Origin of the sequence: Microbacterium sp. B19 (genome assembly GCF_000333395.1) — a bacterium.
Lineage (GTDB): Bacteria > Actinomycetota > Actinomycetes > Actinomycetales > Microbacteriaceae > Microbacterium.
Genome location: NZ_BADA01000006.1, coordinates 1 through 19,520, shown reverse-complemented (window position 1 = coordinate 19,520; position 19,520 = coordinate 1). Strand labels below are relative to the sequence as shown.

Sequence of the window (19,520 nt, the reverse complement as noted above, 5' to 3'; positions counted from 1 at the left end):
CGAATGCCAGGTCGAGACCGAATCCGGCGTTGTTGACGAGGACGTCGACGCCGGTGGCGAGGCGCGCTTCGACCGCCGCGAGATCGCCGTCGTCGAGCAGATCGGCGGGGAGGATCTCGACCCGGCCGCGCGAGAAGGCGCGGATGCCGTCGGCCACCGCGGCGAGCGCCGCGCGGTCGCGCGCGACGAGGATGACGTCCGCGCCCCGGGCGGCGAGCTGACGCGCGAACTCGGCGCCGAGGCCGGAGCTGGCGCCGGTGATGAGCGCGGTGCGCGTCACGGGCGGTCCGCCGGCGCGTAGGTCTCGAAGCGGTACCGGATGCCGGTGCGCGAGACGTGCCAGCCGTCGGCCGGGTCGGCGGCGGTCCGGGTCCATCCGGCGAGGGGCGGGGCGAACGTGTCGCCGTCGACCTCGAGATCCAGCTGCGTGACCTCGAGGACGTCCGCCTGCCCGATGGCCTCGGCGTACAGGCGCCCGCCTCCCATCACCCACACCTCGGGTGTGGTGGACAGCGCGCGGGCGGCATCCAGCGAATCGGCGCGTTCCGCGCCCTCGTCCGCCCAATCCGCCGAGCGCGAGACGACGATGTTCCGGCGACCGGGCAGAGGACGGAATCGCGGCGGGAGCGACTCCCACGTGCGTCGCCCCATGATGACGTCGGACTCCCCCGTCACCGCGCGGAAGTGCGCGAGATCCTCGGGCACGTGCCACGGCATCCCACCCTCGGCGCCGATGACACCGCCGTGAGCCTGAGCCCAGACGAGCCCGAGCGTCGTCATACCGCGACGGCCGCTCGGATGGCGGGGTGGTGCTGGTACCCCTCGACGACGATGTCGTCGTAGGTGTAGTCGAAGATCGAGGCGGGCTTCTGCGCGAACCGCAGCGTCGGGTACGGGTACGGGTCGCGCGAGAGCTGCTCCTGCACCTGCTCGCGGTGGTTGTCGTAGACGTGGCAGTCGCCGCCGGTCCAGACGAACTCGCCCGGCTCGAGCCCGGTCTGCTGCGCGATCATGAGCGTGAGCAGCGCGTAGGACGCGATGTTGAACGGCACCCCGAGGAACATGTCGGCGCTGCGCTGATAGAGCTGGCAGGAGAGCTTGCCGTCGGCGACGTAGAACTGGAACAGCGCGTGGCACGGCGCGAGCGCCATGTCGGGGATGTCGGCCGGGTTCCACGCCGAGACGATGAGCCGACGCGAGTCGGGGTCGCGACGGATCTGCTCGATCACCTGCGAGATCTGGTCGATCTCACCGCCGTCCGCGGTGGGCCACGAGCGCCACTGCACGCCGTAGACCGGCCCCAGCTCGCCGGCGGCATCCGCCCACTCGTCCCAGATGGTCACACCGTTCTCCTGCAGCCAGGAGACGTTGGACTCGCCGCGCAGGAACCACAGCAGTTCGTAGACGATCGACTTCAGGTGCACCCGCTTGGTCGTGACGAGCGGGAATCCCTTCGCCAGGTCGAACCGGATCTGCCGACCGAACACGCTGGTCGTGCCCGTGCCGGTGCGATCGGACTTGTGCACGCCCGTCTCGAGGACGTCGCGGAGGAGATCTTCGTACGGCGTGGGGATGTCGGCGGTCACGGCCCTCACGATACCGGGGTCCTCCGACACCGGGGCGGAGCGCGCGGCCGCTCTGCCCGGGTGTCGGCCGCGTTGTCTGAGCGATGGCTGCGGAAACACCGGGCGGGAGCGTCATTCGGCGACTCATCGGCCCCTGCCTCCCGTGCGCGCGTTAGCGTTGTCGGTCGTGGACCTGACCATCGCTCTCCTCGTGACCGCCGCGCTCGTCGTGGTCGCCCTGGGCGCCGGCGTCGTCTACCGCCGCACCCAGGGCCGCGCCCGCACCGTGGACTCCGCCGAGGTCGTCGACCCGCGCCGCCTGGGTGCCGACGGGCTCGGCGAAGAAGCCACACTCCTGCAGTTCAGCACCGAGATGTGCTCGCGCTGCCCCGGTGTCCACCGCATGCTGTCCGACATCGCCGACGGCCGCGACGGCGTGCGCCACCTGGACGTGGACCTCACCCACCGCCCCGACATCGCTCAGCACTTCCGCGTGCTGCAGACCCCCACCACCCTCGTCCTCGACCGGAACGGCGCGATCCGCACCCGCTTCGGCGGCACGCCCGGCCGCGCCGTGGTCGAACTCGAACTGACCCGTTTGCAAGAGGAGTCCGCCCGTGCCTGAGGTCCAGCGCATCGATGTCCGAGGCCCGCGGTTCGCGGCATCCATCACCGCCGTCCTGCTGCTGATCGCGACGTTCCTTTCGCTGGTCGGCATCGCCACCGGCGACCTGGCGTCCGCGTCCCTCGGCGCCCGCGTCGCCGACCCGGGGTTCCTCCTCGTGCTCGTGATTGCCGCGCTGTTCCTGTGGGGCGTCGTCTCTCCGCGCACCGCGCCGTGGGGCGCGCTCTACCGGAGCGTCGTGCGGCCGCGCCTCGCTCCCCCCACCGAGTTCGAAGACCCCCGCCCGCCGCGCTTCGCGCAGGGCGTCGGCCTGTTCGTCACCGTCGTCGGCCTGCTCCTCCACCTCGCTGGCGTGCCGTGGGCGCTGCCGATCGCTGCGGCCGCGGCGTTCATCGCGGCGTTCCTGAACGCGGTCTTCGGACTGTGCCTCGGATGCCAGCTCTACCTGCTCCTGCAGCGTGCCGGGCTCATCGGGCGACGCCGTCCGTCGGCCGCCTGACGCCCTTCTTCTGGAGCTGCTGTCAAGACCCCCGACGGGTCGGAGCCCCTGGCTAGGCTGACTTCCGCGGCAGCCATCCCGGGCTGCGCGGAAACCGCGGAGGTTCGAATGTCCGTCACGAGCGAAGCCACCACTGCCTGGAAGGGCAGCCTGTTCGAGGGATCGGGCGAGGTCACCTTCACCTCGTCGGGGATCGGCACGTTCGACGTGAACTGGAAGGCCCGCAGCGAGGGCTCCAGCTCGGTCACCACCCCCGAAGAACTCCTGGCCGGTGCGCACTCGTCGTGCTTCAGCATGGCGCTCTCGAACGCCCTCGCCGAGAACGGCACCCCGCCCGAGTCGATCCACGCGACCGCCTCGGTCACATTCAAGCCCGGCACCGGCATCACCGGCAGCCACCTGAACGTCGACGCCGTCGTCCCCGGCCTGGACGCCGCGACGTTCGAGAAGATCGCGAACGACGCCAAGGCGAACTGCCCGGTCTCGCAGGCGCTCGCGGGCATCGACATCACGCTCGAGGCGACGCTTGCCTGAGTCCTCTGCCGGAGGGGCCCGACGCGTCGTCCTCGCCGGCGCGTCGGGCCTCATCGGTTCCGCCCTCACCGAGTCGCTTAGGGCCGACGGCATCGAGGTCACCTCGCTCGTGCGGCATCCGGCCTCCGGTCCCCACGAGGTGCAGTGGTTGCAGGATGCCACCCCGCTCGATCCGGGCGTCCTCGCCGGGGCCGACGCGGTGGTGTGCCTCAACGGCGCCTCGATCGGTCGCTTCCCGTGGACGCCGTCGTACAAGAGTCAGCTGCTCTGGTCGCGGATCACCCCGACGCGGACGCTCGCTGCGGCGATCCGCGAACTCGGTGACGATGCCCCCGCCCTGGTGAACGCCTCGGCGACCGGGTTCTACGGGTCTCAGCCGGGCGCCGTGCTGACCGAGACCTCGCCGCGCGGCGAGGGGCTCCTCGTGGACATCTGCGTCGAGTGGGAGCACGCGGCGCGCGACGCCGGCTCTCGCGCCCGGGTCGCCCTGCTCCGGACGGCACCGATCGTCCACGAACAGGGTGTCCTCAAGCCGCTGCTGCTGCTCACCAAGCTCGGCGCGTCCGGGCCGATCGGGCGCGGCACGCAGGTGTGGCCGTGGATCACGCTCGAGGACGAGGTGCGCGCCATCCGCCACGTCATCGACTCCGACCTGGACGGCCCGGTGAACCTCACCGGCCCCACCCGCGCGACGGCGAACGACCTCGGGTTCGCGCTCGCTCGGCGCATGAACCGGCCGTACGTGCTGCGCGCACCGGTGTGGGCCATGAAGCTCGCCCTCGGTCGCGACGCGACCGAGGCGCTCCTGACCTCGGATGCCGACGTGCGCCCTGCCGTCCTGCAGGACAGCGGCTTCACGTTCTTGCACGAGACCGTCGAGGACGCCGTGGCGTCCGCGGTTCCCGCCGCGCGCTGACCGCGGCTCTGCCCGGGTCGCCTCGGCCGACCGGGCCGCCGGAGACGACCGGATCGCCGCGCGCGCCCCGGAGAGCTCAGGCGGCCCGGCGGTCCGCGGTCTCGAGCGCGATCGCTCTCCGGACCGCCGCGCGGGCACGACGGCGGTCACCCGCCGCGTCGTACGCGAGCCCGAGCCGGTACCAGGCCCGCCAGTCCGCGGGGTGCGCCTCCACGTCGGCGCGGTACGTCGGGAACAGCGCGTCGGCATCGTCGCGGGTGGCACGACCGCTCGGGCGCACCTCGAGCTCCTCCTCGGGGAGACCGCCCTCGGCATCCAGGGTCTCCCCCAGCTTCTGCGCGCGCACGCCGAACCAGAGCTCGCGGCCGATGGCCCACAACGCGATGAGCGGCAGCACGATGAGCGCGAGGCCCATGGCCACGGCGACGCCGTCGCCGCTGGTGAGGAGGATCACCGCGCGCTGGCCGGCCAGCACGATGTAGAGCAGGAGCAGCACCGTCATGATCGCGACGGCGACGCGCGTCCTCATGCGCTGGTGACGCCGGCGACCTGGCCGGACACGTCCCCGTCGGCGATGGGCGCCTCGGGGCGCGCCGGACGCGTCCGCACGCCGATGTCGATGAAGCTGTCGAGTCCGACGACGACGCCGCGTGCCTCGCGGGCGGCGGCGATGGCGATCCGGATGCCGGGCGCGTACGCCGCGGTCGGGTCGATGGTGTCGTGGACGATCGTGAGCGACTCGCCCGCGCCGGAGAGGATCGTCTCCTGACGCGCGACGACACCGGGGCGCCGCAGGGAGTGGATCGCGACCGAGGCGACCTGCTGTCCGCGTGCGCGCTGGTCCACGTGCGGCGACTGCACCGGACCGACCTTCTCGCGCGCGGCGGCGATGAGCTCCGCCGTGCGGACGGCGGTGCCGCTCGGGGAATCCACCTTGGACTCGCGGTGCGCCTCGACGATCTCGATCGACGGGAAGAACGGCGCGGCCGCGGCGGCGAGGGCGCTGCCGATCACCGACCCCAGCGAGAAGTTCGGGATGAACACGGCGCCCGTGCCGCTGGCATCCACGAGAGGACGGACGAGGGCGATGCGTTCGTTCGACCAGCCCGAGGTGCCGACGAGCACGTTGATCCCGCGCTCGATGGCCGCCCGCACCACGTCGATCGACACAGCCGGCGTCGACGCGTCGATCACGAGGTCGGCACCGTCGAGCTCGGAGAAGTCGGAGCCCGAACCGAGCAGCGCCGAGACCTCGTACCCCTCTTCTGCCTCGACGACCTCGCGGATGACTCCGCCGAGCTTTCCGGTTCCGCCCACGATGGCAACGCGTGTGGTCATGCAGCCAGCCTAGGCGGACCCGGGATGCCGGGAGCGGCGCTGTCCACAGACGCGCCGGGGTGCCGCTCGCCTAGCATCGACGGATGGTCTCGATTCGCACATCCCCCGTCGACGCCCCCGACGCTCACGCGCTCCTCGAGGAGTACTTCGGCCTGCGCGCCGCGATCTTCCCCGGCGGGGCGTACCGCACGGTGTTCCCCTCCCCCGCCACGTTCGTGGAGCCGGCCGGCGTCTTCGTCGTGATGGACGACGACCAGAGCCAGCCCGTCGGGTGCGGTGGCATCCGCCGGATCGAGGACGGCCCGCACGGCCCGCGCGACGAGGTCAAGCACCTGTTCGTCCGCGACAGCGGACGCGGACGCGGCTGGGGCCGCGGGATCCTCGACGACCTCGAGCGCCGGGCCCGCGAGCGCGGCGCCGCGGAACTCGTCCTCGACACGCATCACACGCTCGAGGCCGCGGGCGGCCTCTACGCGCGGTCGGGCTTCGAGGCGATCCCGCCGTACAACGACAACGCGAACGCGACGCGGTGGTACGGGAAGGTGCTGGTCTGACACCGAACTTCGCAGATGCGCCCGAACCTCGCAGATTTCGGGGCGAATGCTGCGATTTTCGTCGGATTCTGCGAAATCGGGGGGCGCGCGCAGAGATCTGCGGCGATCGTCAGCGCAGCTGCTTCACGCGCCACGTCACCCTGTGGCGCGGATCTCCGGATGCCGCGTCCTCCACGCGGTCGACGAGGAACCCCTCCCGCTCGTAGAAGTCCCCCGCGCGGGTGTTGGCGGTGAAGTGTTCGATGCCGACGGACGTGGCATCCCGGGGAAGTCGCGCGATGACCGCGTCGAGCAGGCGTGGACCGATGCCCTGCCCCCGGAGGGAGGGATGCACGTACAGCTTCCAGATCATCGGCGGCGTGAGGTCGAGGTCGAACTGTGCGACGCCCACGAGAGTCTCCTCACGAACGGCGATGGCCACGCCACCCGCCGCGACGGCCGGGCGCATCGCCGCGTCGCTCCACCAGGTGTCGACCTGGGACTGGGCCGCCTCGGGGCCCAGGATCGGCGCGTAGAAGGCCGCAACGTACCGAGAGCCGAAGGCGCAGATCGTCTCGGTGTCAGTCTCGGCTGCTCCGCGAACGGTCACGGGAGAGGATGCCGGCATGGCACCGGAGGCTACCGGACGACGGCAGCATGCGGCGATCCGCACTCAGGCGCCCACGGCGGCACGGTCGGCGCGGCGTGCGGCGCGGACCGTCGCCGGAGCGACGATCGCCACCGTGACCACCGCGGTCAGGCCGCCCAGAATGAGCCCGAGCACAGTTCCGTAGCCACCGGTCGTTACGGTCACGACGGCCGCCCAGAACACCAGGGCCGCCCCGGCCGCCGAGAGGGTCGCGACCGCCGCGCGCGAAGAGACCGAGCGGGCCGCCGTTCGCGTCCACGACAACAGCCCCGCCCAGAAACCGACGATCGCGGGGAGCACAGCGACGAAGCCGACGAACGCTCCGTACAACGGCATGACCCACACGACGTTTTCTTCGCCGCGGTCGGGCGGGATCACGAAGCCGAACAGAAGGCCGCAGACCACCGCCCCGGCGACCGCGCCGCCCACAGCCAGCCACGCGACGACGGGCACGTACGGCCCACCGCGCGACGCCGCCGCCATCTCAGACCGGGAGCGGGTCCACGAGACCCGTGCGCAGCTCGACGGGGAGGTGCGCCAGGTCGTTGTGCGACAGCAGCGTCCAGGGGCGGCCCTTCTTCTGCGCGATGACGGTCAGGCCGCAGTAGGCCTGGTTGATCGTCATCCAGCGCCAGTCCGGGGCCTGCAGGACCTCGCGCACGAACCACGCGATCACGAAGTTGTGCGTGATGAGCAGCTCGTGCACCTCGCCCGTCTTCCGCGCGAGGAATTCGGCCGTGGCATCCTCCATCTGCGCGCGCCCGGCCTCGATCTCGGCCTCGGTCACGCCGCCGAAGAACGGCTCGTACGCCGCGGGCGTCTCGGGCGTCATGCCCGTCGGAACGCAGTCGAAGAGCAGAGCGGATGCCTCGGGCGTGACGGACGGGAGACGTTCGGCGACCGCACGGGCGGTCTGCGCGGCACGCTCAAGGGGCGAGTGCCACACGGCATCCAGCGGGAGTCCGGACAGGCGGTCGGCGAGGAGCGCGGCTTGACGCTGTCCGCGCGGCGACAGCGGCCCGTCGGTGAGCCCGTGCTCGGCATCCTGGTGCTCACCATGGCGCACCAGGTAGATGTAATGCGTCACGTCGGCTCACCTCGTTGTCAGTGTGCGGGCCCCCCGCAGAACACTTCCAGCCTACGTCACGCCCCCGACGGGCGGCCGTTCACTCGGCGGCGCGGGCGATGTCCGACAGCTGGGCGCGGCTGAGCCGAACGCCCACGGCCCGCATGCATTCCACGACGTGTCTCGGCGCGAACGCGTTCACGATCGGAGCGGTGACCGCCTTCTGCGCGAGCAGCCACGCCATCGCGACCGCGGCATCCGGGATCCCCAGTTCGTCACCGATCGTGTCGAGCGCGCGCAGGACGCGGGAGCCGCGACGGTTCAAGTGCGCGGCGAGCTGCGACCCGCGCACCGAGGTGGCGCGCTGGCCGCGCGTGCGCGTCTCGCCCGCGAGGAAGCCGTGGGCGAGCGGGTGCGAGGGCGTCACGGCGATGCCCTGCGCCGAGGCGATGAGTCGGAGATCCCCGTCGAACTCCTCGCGCCGCAACACGTTGTACGGCACGTCGAGCACCGTGACGCGCGGGTACCCCGCCGAGGACAGGATGCGGGCCTCCACCAACTGCGACGCGGTGTAGCCGTGCGCGCCGATCGCACGCACCTTGCCGCTCTCGACGAGCCACTCGCACGTGGCGAGGGTGTCCTCGAGCACCGCGGTGTCACCGCGGACGGCGTCCAGTGAGAGGACGTCGATGCGATCGGTGCCGAGGCGACTGAGCGACGCCTCCACGGCGCGGACCAGGTTCACCGAGCCGAGTCCGGGATTGTCCGGATGCCGCCCGACACGCACCGCGAGCACGATGTCGTCGCGCATGCGGCGATCCCTCATCCAAGAGCCGATGATGTGCTCGCTGCGGCCCGCCGCGTAGCTGTCGGCCGTGTGGATCGCGTTGCCGCCGAGTTCGACGTACGTGTCGAGGATCTCGTGACTGGCCGACGCGTCGACGTTCCAGCCGAATTCACCACCCCCGAGGAAGAGGGGGAAGACGTCGAAGCCGGTCTCGCCGAGTGCGACCCGGACGTGCGAGCCGAGACCCGGGCCCTGGAGCGTCACGGGCGCGGAGGGGTGCGGAGCGGGGACGGGCGGCTGCGTCGCCCGGTTCCGGCGCAGGGGCGGCGGGGTCGTCTCCTCGACGCCCGAGCCGCTCATGGGCCTCTCCTCGATGCGCCGGGGACGGGATGCCGACGGCACCCGCTGCGCCCCCCGACGCGTAGTTCGAGGGTAGGGCCTCCCCGGACGACCGCTCCCGATTCGCCCGGCTCGGCGGTAAACATTGCATAACGCTTGGTTTCGGCGGGAGCATCGGCGCCGAAGCGGGCGAAATGCACGGATGCCCGCCCCGCGCGAAGCGGGACGGGCATCCGGTGAAGAGGGATCAGCCCTCGGCGGGAGCCTCCGGGCCCTCGCTCGCGGCGGCCGAGCTCTGCGTGTCCGCGGGCTCGGGCGTCGTGGCGGCCTCGTCGAGCACGGGCTCGAGCGACAGCTTGCCGCGGTCGTCGATCTTGGTGATGCGCACCAGGATCTTGCGGCCGACGGACAGGACGTCCTCGACGTTCTCGACGCGCTTGCCACCGGCGAGCTTGCGGACCTCGCTGACGTGCAGCAGGCCGTCCTTGCCGGGCAGGAGCGAGATGAACGCACCGAAGGTCGCGATCTTGACGACCGTACCCAGGAACTGCTCGCCGACCTCGGGGTTGGTGGGGTTGGCGATCGCGTTGACCTGGGCGCGGGCGGCCTCGGCCGAGGGGCCGTCGGTCGCGCCGATGTAAACGGTGCCGTCCTCCTCGATGGAGATGTCGGCGCCGGTCTCGTCCTGGATCGCGTTGATCGTCTTGCCCTTGGGGCCGATCAGCTCGCCGATCTTGTCGACCGGGATCTGCACGCTGATGACGCGCGGCGCCGTGGGCGCCATCTCGTCGGGAGCGTCGATCGCGGCGTTGAGGACGCTGAGGATCGTGAGGCGCGCCTCACGGGCCTGCTGCAGCGCGGCGGTCAGCACGGACGACGGGATGCCGTCGAGCTTGGTGTCGAGCTGGATCGCCGTGACGAACTCGCTCGTGCCCGCGACCTTGAAGTCCATGTCGCCGAGGGCGTCTTCGGCGCCGAGGATGTCGGTCAGCGCGGCGTAGCGCGTCTGGCCGTCGACCTCATCCGACACGAGACCCATCGCGATACCGGCGACGGGAGCGCGCAGCGGCACACCCGCGTTCAGCAGCGACAGGGTCGAGGCGCACACCGAGCCCATCGACGTTGAGCCGTTGGAGCCCAGCGCCTCGGAGACCTGACGGATCGCGTACGGGAACTCCTCGCGGCTCGGCAGAACCGGGACGAGGGCGCGCTCGGCGAGGAAGCCGTGCCCGATCTCGCGACGCTTCGGCGAACCCACGCGACCGGTCTCACCGGTCGAGTACGGCGGGAAGTTGTAGTGGTGCATGTAGCGCTTGTGCGTCACCGGCGACAGCGAGTCGATCTGCTGCTCCATCTTGAGCATGTTCAGCGTGGTGACGCCCAGGATCTGGGTCTCGCCGCGCTGGAAGATCGCCGAACCGTGGACGCGCGGGATGACCTGCACCTCGGCGTCGAGCGGACGGATGTCGGCCAGGCCGCGGCCGTCGATGCGGACGCCCTCGGTGAGGATGCGACCGCGCACGATCTTCTTCGTGACCGACTTGTACGCGCCGGCGAACTCCAGCGGCGCGCCGGCGGGCAGCTCGCCCGCCTCGACGGCGGCGATCAGCTCGGCCTTGACGCGGTCCTTGACGGCGTCGTCGGCGTTCTGACGCTCCTGCTTGTCGGCGATCTGGTAGACGCCCACGAGGTCGTCGTACGAGCGGCCGGCGACGAAGTCGTAGACCTCGGAGCTGTACGCGGGGAAGACCGGGTAGGGCTGGATCTCCTTCGCCGCGGTGTTCGCCACGACGTTCTGCGCGGCGACGAGCTCGCGGATGAAGGGCTTCGAGGCCTCGAGGCCCTCGGCCACGACCTGCTCGTTCGGCTTGGTGGCGCCGCCCTTGATGAGGTTCCAGCTGCCTTCGGTGGCCTCGGCCTCGACCATCATGATCGCGACGTCGCCGTCCTCCAGGACGCGACCGGCGACGATCAGGTCGAAGACGGCGTCCTCGAGCTGCGCGGCGGTCGGGAACGCGACCCACTGGTCGGCGTGCTCGCCGTGACCGGGGATGAGTGCGAGGCGGACACCCGCGATCGGGCCCGAGAACGGCAGACCCGAGATCTGGGTCGACAGCGACGCGGCGTTGATGGCGAGGGCGTCGTAGAACTCGCCCGGCGCGATCGAGAGCACGGTCACGACGATCTGGACCTCGTTGCGCAGACCGTCGACGAACGACGGACGCAGCGGGCGGTCGATGAGGCGGCACACGAGGATGGCCTCGGTGGAGGGGCGACCCTCGCGGCGGAAGAACGAGCCGGGGATCTTGCCGGCGGCGTAGGAGCGCTCCTCGACGTCGACGGTCAGCGGGAAGAAGTCGAAGCCTTCACGCGGGTGCTTTCCGGCGCTGGTGGCCGAGAGAAGCATGGTCTCTTCGTCGAGGTACGCGGCGACCGAGCCCTGCGCCTGCTGCGCGAGACGACCGGTTTCGAAGCGAACGGTGCGGGTGCCGAAGCGGCCGTTGTCGAGAACGGCTTCAGCGGCGGTGATTTCTGGACCTTCCAAGAGGTCCCTCCTTCTTTGTTTAGGCTCGGCGCCCCGTGTGGGCGACGAGCTGACATGCGAAGGAGCAGGAACAGGCAGAAAGGGCGCGCCGACTCGTCGGCCCGGAAATCCCGGCGACTGGCCACCAGTAGACGACCACCCGGCATCATGACGGGGAGTCCACCACAGGGGACCAGCGTCTGCCGGCCTGCTCCGTGAGCTCATGTGTAATTGAGCGGATGCCATGGCGGCACCCTCCGAGAGCCTATCAGTGCCCCGCTTTCCCGGCTGGTTCGGCTCGCGGGAGTGCCGTACCCTCACCTCATGGGCCTCAGACGTCACACGCGTCACACGCTGGCCGTGTGCGTGCTCGTGGGCGGAGCTCTCGTGGCGATCCCGGCGGGTGGAGCGACCGCCGCTCCCCTGCACGTGACCGCGGCCGATGGCGACGACCCTGCCGTCCGAGCGATCGAACAGCAGTTGGATGCCGCCCAGTCCCAGGCCGCTACGGCGTCGAGCCGGGCACTGGACGCCTCCGCCGCCGCCGAGCGCGCGCGGGAACTCGCCGCGAGCACGGCCGCACGCGCCGATGCCCTCACCGCGCAGAGCACCGCGGCAGACTCCGCTCTCGCCGCGGCGAGCGCCCGCGTCGGCGCGAGTGCGTCCCGGCTCTACCGCTCGACCGTCGACGGTCCGCTCGTCGCGCAGTTGCTGACGACGGCCGACCCCGATTCGCTGCTCGACCGGCTCGGCATCCTGGATCGGGTGACGACGCTGACGGCGCACACCGTCGGGGAGGCACGCAGCGCCGCCGATGTCGCGACGTCGCTCCGCACGCAGGCGGAGGACGCGCGGGCCGAGGCCGCGCGACTCGCGACCGAGGCAGAGACGACCGCAGCCGAGGCGAACACGGAAGCGGATGCCGAAGCAGCCGTCGTCACGGAGACTCAGGGTCGGCTCGACGCACTGTTCGCCCAGCTCGCGGCGCTGCGCGAGACCACGGCCGCGCAGGAACGCGCGGCCCGGCTGGCCCAGCAGACGGCGGCGCAGGCGGCCCAGCCCGGCGGCGCGACCGGCGGTGGGGCCGCGGCGTCCGGGGGCGGGTCTTCGTCGGGCGGCGGGGCTTCGTCCGGGGGCGGGTCCTCGTCGAGTGGAGGCTCGAGCGGGTCGGGTTCCGGCAGCGGGTCGAGCTCGGGCGGCTCCGGTTCCGGCGGGGGCTCCGGCTCGGGCGGGGGCTCCGGTTCCGGCTCCGGCGGGGGTTCCGGCTCGGGCGGGGGCGGTGGGTCCACGGCGCCGGCGGGTCCGACGATGAGCCCCGCCCAGGCGCGCGACTACGCGCGCGGCGCGCTCGGCGGCTACGGCTGGGGCGACGACCAGTTCTCGTGCCTGGTCTCGCTGTGGAACCGCGAATCCGGCTGGCGCGCGGACGCCTACAACCCCGGAAGCGGTGCCTATGGCATCCCTCAGGCTCTCCCCGGAGACAAGATGGCCGCCGCCGGTCCCGATTGGCGGACGAACGCCGCGACGCAGATCGCCTGGGGCCTGTCGTACATCAGGTCTCGCTACGGCTCCCCCTGCGGGGCGTGGGCGCACTCCGAGGCGACCGGCTGGTACTGAGCGCCGCCGAGCGCCCACGATCCGTGCGAGCGCTCACGATCCCTGCGGTCGGAGCGTGAGCGCTCGACCCGATCGTGAGCCCTCGCACGCCTCAGGACGTCGCGCGCTGGCGCTGGCGGTCGCCGCGCGTGGGCAGCTCGACGTATCCATCGTGCTTGGGCAGGATGCCGTCGCCGGCGGTGCGGCCACGCACCCGGCGCCACACCCACGGCAGTGCGTCGCGCAGGAGCCAACCGCCCTGCGGGACGTCGTCATCGGCGTGCAGCGCCTCGTCGAGGCCGAGCAGCGCATCGGCGTCGGGGACGCCCAGCGCCTCGGCTGCGCGGTACGCCACGAGCCGGTGCCCGCGCGAACGGAGGTGCACCAGGTCGTCGGCCCACAGCGGGAGGTCGCCGATCTCGGCCACGGCCTCGAGGTCGAGCAGAATCGCGCCGTGCGTCCGAGCGATGCGCCGCAGCTCGACGTTGTAGGCCGAGAAGCGGCGCGCGAAGATGCGTGCGGCCGCCCTGCGCGGCAGGAAGGTCGTCACGAGCAGGACGTCGGCACCCGTCCGGCGCACCGCCCGCACCGCCGACTCGACCTCGGCGACGAGCGCCGGAATCACCGGTGCGGGTCCGACGAGGTCGTTCGCCCCGATGAGGATCGAGACGAGGTCGGGCCGCATCTCCAGCGCGGCGGGGATCTGCTCGTCGATGAGGTGCCGCACGCGACGACTGCGGACCGCGAGGTTGGCGTACTGGAACGGTCCCTCGTCGCTCGTGTGCGCGAGGAGTTCCGCGAGGCGGTCGGCCCAGCCGCGGAACTGCCCCGACGGCATCCGGGACGCGTCGCACAGCCCCTCGGTCAGCGAATCGCCGAGCGCCACGAAGCGCGTCCACCGTCCGCGGGTGCGCCGCGCGGGCACCTCGGGCCGCTCGCCGCCGCGGACGAGCATGCCCTCGTCCATCGCGCGCAGCGCCGCCGCTTCGCGGTAGTACCCGACGAGGTCGCGCGTGAGGGCCTCCCACGTGCGACCCGCCACCGCCTCCCGCGCCGCACGCGCGAACGCCTGCCGCTTGGACTCGTCACCGACGAGGTCGGCGACGCGGTCGCGCAGGTCGTCGAGGTCGCCCGGCTTGTACAGCCACCCGTCGACGCTCGAGCGGACGAGGTCGAGGGGACCGCCGACACCGGTCGCGACGACCGGGACGCCGCTCGCGAGCGCCTCCTGGATCGTCTGGCCGAAGGTCTCGCTCTCACCGGGGTGCACGAAGACGTCGAAGCCCGCCATCGCCCGTGCGAGATCGCCGCCCGAGAGATGGCCGGTGAAAACGGCATCCGGGATCGCCTTCTCCAGCGCGGGACGCGACGGACCGTCGCCGACGATCACCAGACGCGTGCCCGGGAGATCGGCGAGCGCGCGCAGGTCGTCGACCTGCTTCTCGGGCGCGAGACGGCCGACGTACCCGACGATGCGCTCGCCGGTCGGCGCGACGGCGGCGCGCCAGGCCTCGTCGCGGTGTTCGGGCGCGAAGCGGATGGCATCCACTCCCCTGCCCCAGCGACGGATCCGGTCCACGCCCAGCCCCTCGAGCTGCCGCGACGACGCGGAGGACGGCGCGAGCGTGAGCGTCGCGCGGCGGTGCAGCCGCGTGACGTGTCCGGCGACGAGCGCCGTGGCCTGCGGCAGGCCATACTTCTGCGCGTAGGCGATGACGTCGGTCTGGTACACCGCGACCGACGGGATCTTCAGCGCCTCGGCGGCGGCGAGTCCCTGCCAGCCGAGCACGAACGGGGATGCCAGATGCACCACGTCGGGGCGGAACTCCCGCAGCAGCGCGCCGAGGCGTGCCGCGCGCGCGAACACGACGCGGACCTCGGGGTACGACGGCAGCGGCACGGAGCGGAGGAGCTCGGCGCGGGCACCGTGCAGATCGGCGGTGACGTCTCCGGACTTCGGGGCGATCACGAGCGTCTCGTGACCGGCCTCCGCCAGGTGGCGGAGGACGTGCAGAACGGAACCGGTGACTCCGTTCATGTGCGGGAGGAAGGACTCGGCCAGCAGCGCGACTCTCACGCATCCAGGGTGGGTCCCCGCGACACGCCGCGGCGTCGATCACGGCCCGACGTTCGCGATGTTCACCGGATGCTCCGCGCCGGGTCACCGCACGGTCGGCATCCCGTCTCGATTCGCGACGGAGAGTGACGTGGTGGACGGGATCGATGCGTGGCTCGGGCTGATCGCGGCGAGCCCGTGGGCGCTGCCGGCCATGGCCGCGCTCGTGTTCGCGGACGCGTTCCTGGTGGTGATCCCGGGTGAGGCGGCGGTCACGGCGTTCGGCGCGCTGGCCGTCGCGAACGGCACTCCCCCGCTCTTCGCGGTCATCCTCGTCGCGGGCGCGGCGGCCTTCTGCGGCGACCTGTGCTGCTACCTCGTCGGGCGTGCCGTGGGCGTCGAACGCTGGGCGTGGATGCGCGGACCGCGCGTGCGTTCGGCTCTGGAATGGGCGCGCGCCCGCCTGGAGCGCAACGCCGCGGTCGTGCTGTTCACGGCCCGGTTCGTGCCGTTCGCCCGGCTCGCGGTCAACCTCGCCGCGGGTGCGGCGCGGGTGAATCCCGCCCGGTACCTCGGGGTGGCTGCGGTCGCCGCGATGGCGTGGGCCGCGTATCAGGCGGTCATCGGGGCGGTCGTGGCCGCGCTCGTCCCGGGCGGACCGGTGGTCGCGGTCATCGTGTCGATCGTGGTCGCCGTGGGGATCGGCGTCGGCATCGACCTCCTGCTCGCGCGGCGGGCGCGGCGCCGGGCCGCGCGGGGCGTGTCGGCGTAGCGGGCCTTACAGCGCGGGCCGCGCGGGGCGTGTCGGCGTAGCGGGCCCTACGGCGCGGGCCGCGCGGGGCGTGTCGGCGTAGCGGGCCATACAGCGCGCGTCGGGGTAGGCCGTCGCCTCACCCCAGCGCGAGCGTGCGCTCGGCGGCATCCACAAGTTCGTCGCCGTAGGCCGGGCCGTGCCCCGCCGCGTGCACCGCGAGGGGATGCAGCTGGTGCACGGGCACCCGGTCGCGCCAGCCCGGACGGAGCGGATGCCGCGCGTCGTACGCCGCGAGAATGCGGTCGAGGAACGGGCAGCCGAAGAGCGCGAGCATCGCGAGGTCGGTCTCGCGGTGTCCGCCGTGCGCCGCGGGGTCGATGAGCACGACGCCCTGGGCCGACCACAGCACGTTTCCCGCCCACAGGTCGCCGTGCAGGCGCGCGGGGGCGTCCGCGTCGTCGAAGGCTCCGGCGGCGATCAGCGCGCACGCCCGTCGGACGACCTCGGACCCGGATGCCGCGAGGTTGCCCGCCGCGACGGCGGGAGCGAGGAACGGCTCGACGCGCTGGGCCGCGTAGAACGCGCCCCACGTCGGCTCGGGCCGCGCCGGTTGCGTCCGGCGGCCGATGAAGATGTCACCCGTCCATCCCGGCGGCGGCGAGCCGAAGGCGGGGGCGCCGGCGTCGTGCGTTGCGGCGAGCGCGGCACCGAACTCCTCAGCGGCGGCCGGGGTGGGGCGCACGGTCTCCACGCGCTCGAGGACGATGCGCGTCGGCGCGCTCTCGAGCACCTCGACGGTCCGGGCGCCGCCCGCGGCGGCGAGCCAGGCGAGTCCCGCGGCCTCCGCCGCGAAGAACCCCGTGGGGGCGTCGTCCCGGGTCTTCACCAGCCGTTCCATCGCCCCAGTCTGTCGCGATGTCGGAGGGCCCGGGCACGATGGAGCGATGAGCGACGGCTTCGACCCCGAGTTCCTCGGCATCCCCCTGCCCCTCCCCTCCCCCGCCGTCGAGACGGTACGGCTCGACTACCCCCGGTTCTCCGTGCTGCTCGACCCCGCGCGCCGGTTCGCCGCGGTCACCGGCGTCGTGATCGACGGGTCCACCCTGCAGGACCTCCCACGCACGGGCGAATGGCGCCTCGATCCGCGGGTCGCCGTCGACGCGCAGGCGGGTCCGGCGGTGTACGCCGACAACGACCTGGACCGCGGGCATCTCGTGCGCCGTCGCGACCCCGGCTGGGGCTCGGTGGCGGAGGCTCGGGATGCCACGGCCGCGACGTTCGTGTACCCGAACGCGGCGCCGCAGGCGGCGGGCTTCAACCAGTCGAAGGAGCTGTGGCTCGGCCTGGAGGATCACGTGCTCGCGTACGCCGAGAGCACCGATCAGCGGCTCGCGGTGTTCACCGCGCCGGTGCTCGATCCGGACGATCCTCCGTACCGTGGCATCCGGGTACCGCTGAGGTTCTGGAAGATCGCCGCCTGGCGGTCGGACGCGGGCCTCGCCGCCGCCGGGTTCGTGCTCGACCAGAGCGCGCTCGTCGACACGCGCCAGGGGCTGCGCGTGCCGCCCCTCCGCGCGTTCCGGACGTTCCAGGTGCCGATCCGCGACATCGCGGCCGAGGCTCGCGTCGATGTCGGGCAGCTCGCGGACGCGGACGTCCTCGCACGGCCGGGCGTTCGGCCGTCCGGCGTGCGCGAGCTGCGCGACGCAGGCGACATCGTGCTCTGAGCGGGCGCCGCGGCTCAGCGCACACGCACCGCGTGCAGCAGCGTGTCGATCGCGGGATGGGCGTGGCCGCCGCGCAGCTCGGCGTCGGCCGTGCCGCGGGTCAGGCGCTCGCAGCGCTCGATGCGGAACCGATCGTCGAGCGCCCCGCGCAACAACTCGGGCGTGTAGAGGATCGCGGGGTCGGACGGTCCGTGCCCGCCGGCGGCGATGTTCTCGACGTCGTGTCCGACGACGACGAGCGTCCCACCCACCGTCACCCACTCGGCGATGCGGGCGATCGCCGCGGCGTTGTCGCTCAGGTGCAGGTAGCACGACACAACAAGATCGACGGATGCCACCGGCTCCCACGCGTGAACATCGGCGCGGACCCACGACACGGCGTCGCCACCGGGTCGGTCCGCCGCGATCGCGAGGGCCTCGGCCGAGAAGTCGACGCCCGTGACGTCCCAGCCGCGCGCGGCGAGCCACAGCGCCGTCCTCCCGTCGCCCGTGGCCACGTCGATGGCCGTGCCCGGCGTCAAGGGCCCGGCGATCTCCCGCACGACGGCGGGCGGCTCGCTCGCCCACACCCCTCCGGCCGAGGCTCGATAGCGCTCGTCCCACTGCGCGGCATCCATGCCCTCACCCTAGGGCCGCCGCGGAACCCGGGTGATCCGCGCGACGCCCCTTCGGCTGCACAACCTCAGTGATTCGACGACCTCAGCCCGAATCCCCGCGAACTCGCTGAGGTTGCGCGAATCACTGAGTCGGCGCGGCCCGCGCAGCACGAAGCCCCGCCCTCCCGGAGGAGAGCGGGGCTTCGAACGGGTCACTCCCCGGCGAGGCCGCCGAGCAGGTGACCGAAGGACTTGCCAGCGCCGAGGTACGACGCGGGGTCGTAGGGGTCGGCATCCTTCACGGGTTCGCGCGCGGCGATCGCGTCGGCGAACTCGCGAGCGGCGCGGTCGACGCGGGCGCCGAGCGGCGCGACCTCGTCCGCGTTGGATCCCCAGTCACTGGATGCCGCGAACACCCCGGTCGGAACCGGATTCGCGTGCAGGTAGGTGAAGAGCGGACGGATGGCGTAGTCGATCGCGAGCGAGTGACGGGCGGTGCCCGCGTTCGCTCCGAGCAGGACCGGCGTGCCGCTCAGGGCCTGCGGGTCGAGCACGTCGATGAACGACTTGAACAGGCCCGAGTAGCTCGTCGAGAAGATCGGCGTCACGACGATCAGGCCGTCGGCCGAGACCACGGAGTTGATCATCTGCTCGAGTGCCGGCGGGGCGAACCCCGTCAGCAGGTTGTCGGTCAGGTCGTGCGCGAAGTCCCGCAGCTCGAACACGTCGCTCGTGGCGTCGATCCCGCGCGCGCGGAGCTCGGTGAGCGCCGCGTGCGCGAGCCGGTCGCCCAGCATGCGCGTCGAGGAGGGGGTCGACAGTCCCGCGGTGACGACCGCGATACGACGGGCGGTCATGTCAGGCCCCCACTCGCGTCGCGGCCGCACCGAAGGAGCTGCCGGCCTTGGCCGGGGCGTCCTGGTAGGGGCTGCCGGCGGTCAGGTTGTCACCGCGGTTCGCGCCGGGAACGGCCTGGCGCGGAGCGGCGCCGGCGTAGATCTTCTCGATGAGGTTCGCGTGCGTCGGAGCGTCGGGCACCTCGGCCGGACGGTTCTTCTGCAGCTCCTTGCGGAGCACGGGCACGACCTCGCCACCGAGGATGTCGAGCTGCTCGAGCACGGTCTTGGTCGGGAGTCCGGCGTGGTCGATGAGGAACAGCTGGCGCTGGTAGTCACCGAACGTGTCGCGCATGGCGGCGTACCGGTCGATGATCTGCTGCGGCGAGCCGACGGTCAGCGGGGTCATCTCGCTGAAGTCCTCGAGGCTCGGGCCGTGGCCGTACACGGGCGCGTTGTCGAAGTACGGGCGGAACTCCTTGACGGCGTCCTGCGAGTTGGACCGCATGAACACCTGGCCGCCGAGACCGACGATCGCCTGCTGCGGCGTGCCGTGGCCGTAGTGCGCGAAGCGCTCGCG

The 19,520-nt window shown here is 72.3% G+C and carries 22 protein-coding genes and 1 pseudogene; 8 read left to right on the top strand and 15 right to left on the bottom strand.

Annotated features, from left to right (window positions below):
* The 3 genes from I5G_RS00160 to I5G_RS00150 all read right to left on the bottom strand — a co-directional run.
* Positions 1–280 (bottom strand): SDR family oxidoreductase (locus I5G_RS00160; RefSeq protein ID WP_022877240.1); only part of this gene is annotated, 280 nt, incomplete at its 3' end.
* Positions 277–780: a dihydrofolate reductase gene (locus I5G_RS00155; protein ID WP_022877239.1), complete on the bottom strand. Its 504-nt coding sequence runs from the start codon at positions 778–780 to the stop codon at positions 277–279. The genes I5G_RS00160 and I5G_RS00155, both read right to left, overlap by 4 nt.
* Entirely contained in the window at positions 777–1,586 is an 810-nt protein-coding gene (locus tag I5G_RS00150; protein ID WP_022877238.1) for a thymidylate synthase, read from the bottom strand. Before I5G_RS00150 ends, I5G_RS00155 begins: the two co-directional genes overlap by 4 nt.
* A gap of 166 nt (positions 1,587–1,752) precedes the next feature.
* Between I5G_RS00150 and I5G_RS00145 the strand changes: the two genes are divergently transcribed.
* From I5G_RS00145 to I5G_RS00130, 4 genes are all read left to right on the top strand, one after another.
* Positions 1,753–2,190, top strand: coding sequence for a thioredoxin family protein (locus I5G_RS00145; protein ID WP_026095523.1), 438 nt, complete (start codon positions 1,753–1,755; stop codon positions 2,188–2,190).
* Entirely contained in the window at positions 2,183–2,689 is a 507-nt protein-coding gene (locus I5G_RS00140; protein ID WP_022877236.1) for a DUF4395 domain-containing protein, read from the top strand. Before I5G_RS00145 ends, I5G_RS00140 begins: the two co-directional genes overlap by 8 nt.
* 108 nt (positions 2,690–2,797) lie before the next feature.
* Positions 2,798–3,223, top strand: a complete 426-nt coding sequence (locus I5G_RS00135; RefSeq protein ID WP_022877235.1) for an OsmC family peroxiredoxin — start codon at positions 2,798–2,800, stop codon at positions 3,221–3,223.
* Positions 3,216–4,139, top strand: coding sequence for a TIGR01777 family oxidoreductase (locus I5G_RS00130; protein WP_022877234.1), 924 nt, complete (start codon positions 3,216–3,218; stop codon positions 4,137–4,139). The genes I5G_RS00135 and I5G_RS00130 overlap by 8 nt, the downstream gene beginning before the upstream one ends.
* Positions 4,140–4,215: 76 nt before the next feature.
* On the opposite strand, the gene I5G_RS00125 is transcribed toward I5G_RS00130, so the two are convergent.
* Both I5G_RS00125 and dapB read right to left on the bottom strand, forming a co-directional pair.
* Positions 4,216–4,668: a hypothetical protein gene (locus I5G_RS00125; protein ID WP_022877233.1), complete on the bottom strand. Its 453-nt coding sequence runs from the start codon at positions 4,666–4,668 to the stop codon at positions 4,216–4,218.
* Positions 4,665–5,477, bottom strand: a complete 813-nt coding sequence (gene dapB / locus I5G_RS00120; RefSeq protein ID WP_022877232.1) for a 4-hydroxy-tetrahydrodipicolinate reductase — start codon at positions 5,475–5,477, stop codon at positions 4,665–4,667. Before dapB ends, I5G_RS00125 begins: the two co-directional genes overlap by 4 nt.
* 83 nt (positions 5,478–5,560) lie before the next feature.
* Between dapB and I5G_RS00115 the strand changes: the two genes are divergently transcribed.
* On the top strand, positions 5,561–6,031 hold the full coding sequence (locus tag I5G_RS00115) for a GNAT family N-acetyltransferase (RefSeq protein ID WP_022877231.1): 471 nt from the start codon (positions 5,561–5,563) through the stop codon (positions 6,029–6,031).
* A 109-nt stretch (positions 6,032–6,140) separates the two neighbouring features.
* On the opposite strand, the gene I5G_RS00110 is transcribed toward I5G_RS00115, so the two are convergent.
* The 5 genes from I5G_RS00110 to I5G_RS00090 all read right to left on the bottom strand — a co-directional run bounded on the left by I5G_RS00110 (position 6,141) and on the right by I5G_RS00090 (position 11,396).
* The gene (locus tag I5G_RS00110; RefSeq protein WP_022877230.1) at positions 6,141–6,638 is read right to left on the bottom strand and encodes an N-acetyltransferase; all 498 of its coding nucleotides are present in this window, start codon (positions 6,636–6,638) and stop codon (positions 6,141–6,143) included.
* Between the two features lie 45 nt (positions 6,639–6,683).
* Positions 6,684–7,112, bottom strand: a complete 429-nt coding sequence (locus I5G_RS00105) for a hypothetical protein (protein WP_148286355.1) — start codon at positions 7,110–7,112, stop codon at positions 6,684–6,686.
* Between the two features lie 31 nt (positions 7,113–7,143).
* Positions 7,144–7,746: a histidine phosphatase family protein gene (locus I5G_RS00100; RefSeq protein ID WP_022877228.1), complete on the bottom strand. Its 603-nt coding sequence runs from the start codon at positions 7,744–7,746 to the stop codon at positions 7,144–7,146.
* A gap of 79 nt (positions 7,747–7,825) precedes the next feature.
* Positions 7,826–8,872, bottom strand: a complete 1,047-nt coding sequence (locus I5G_RS00095; protein WP_022877227.1) for an aldo/keto reductase — start codon at positions 8,870–8,872, stop codon at positions 7,826–7,828.
* 226 nt (positions 8,873–9,098) lie between these two features.
* On the bottom strand, positions 9,099–11,396 hold the full coding sequence (locus I5G_RS00090) for a polyribonucleotide nucleotidyltransferase (RefSeq protein ID WP_022877226.1): 2,298 nt from the start codon (positions 11,394–11,396) through the stop codon (positions 9,099–9,101).
* A 303-nt stretch (positions 11,397–11,699) separates the two neighbouring features.
* On the opposite strand from I5G_RS00090, the gene I5G_RS25605 reads away from it, so the two are divergent.
* Complete coding sequence (locus tag I5G_RS25605; RefSeq protein WP_022877225.1) at positions 11,700–12,992, top strand: lytic transglycosylase domain-containing protein; 1,293 nt, start codon at positions 11,700–11,702, stop codon at positions 12,990–12,992.
* Positions 12,993–13,083: 91 nt separating this feature from the next.
* Here I5G_RS25605 and I5G_RS00080 read toward each other — a convergent pair whose 3' ends face one another.
* Entirely contained in the window at positions 13,084–15,048 is a 1,965-nt protein-coding gene (locus tag I5G_RS00080; RefSeq protein ID WP_022877224.1) for a glycosyltransferase, read from the bottom strand.
* Positions 15,049–15,178: 130 nt separating this feature from the next.
* On the opposite strand from I5G_RS00080, the gene I5G_RS00075 reads away from it, so the two are divergent.
* Positions 15,179–15,799, top strand: coding sequence for a DedA family protein (locus I5G_RS00075; RefSeq protein ID WP_239642460.1), 621 nt, complete (start codon positions 15,179–15,181; stop codon positions 15,797–15,799).
* Positions 15,800–15,917: 118 nt separating this feature from the next.
* Here I5G_RS00075 and I5G_RS00070 read toward each other — a convergent pair whose 3' ends face one another.
* On the bottom strand, positions 15,918–16,679 hold the full coding sequence (locus I5G_RS00070; RefSeq protein ID WP_026095521.1) for a fructosamine kinase family protein: 762 nt from the start codon (positions 16,677–16,679) through the stop codon (positions 15,918–15,920).
* Positions 16,680–16,725: 46 nt separating this feature from the next.
* On the opposite strand from I5G_RS00070, the gene I5G_RS00065 reads away from it, so the two are divergent.
* Positions 16,726–17,508 carry a DNA/RNA non-specific endonuclease gene (locus I5G_RS00065; RefSeq protein WP_022877221.1) on the top strand — a complete coding sequence of 261 codons (783 nt, stop codon included), beginning with the start codon at positions 16,726–16,728 and terminating at the stop codon, positions 17,506–17,508.
* Positions 17,509–17,522: 14 nt separating this feature from the next.
* Here I5G_RS00065 and I5G_RS00060 read toward each other — a convergent pair whose 3' ends face one another.
* The 3 genes and pseudogenes from I5G_RS00060 to I5G_RS19595 form a co-directional block, all read right to left on the bottom strand.
* Complete coding sequence (locus tag I5G_RS00060) at positions 17,523–18,125, bottom strand: bifunctional 2-polyprenyl-6-hydroxyphenol methylase/3-demethylubiquinol 3-O-methyltransferase UbiG (RefSeq protein ID WP_022877220.1); 603 nt, start codon at positions 18,123–18,125, stop codon at positions 17,523–17,525.
* Positions 18,126–18,316: 191 nt separating this feature from the next.
* Positions 18,317–18,961: a CE1759 family FMN reductase gene (locus I5G_RS00055; RefSeq protein ID WP_022877219.1), complete on the bottom strand. Its 645-nt coding sequence runs from the start codon at positions 18,959–18,961 to the stop codon at positions 18,317–18,319.
* A 1-nt stretch (position 18,962) separates the two neighbouring features.
* A pseudogene (locus I5G_RS19595) lies at positions 18,963–19,520 on the bottom strand (5,10-methylene tetrahydromethanopterin reductase); the annotation flags it as partial.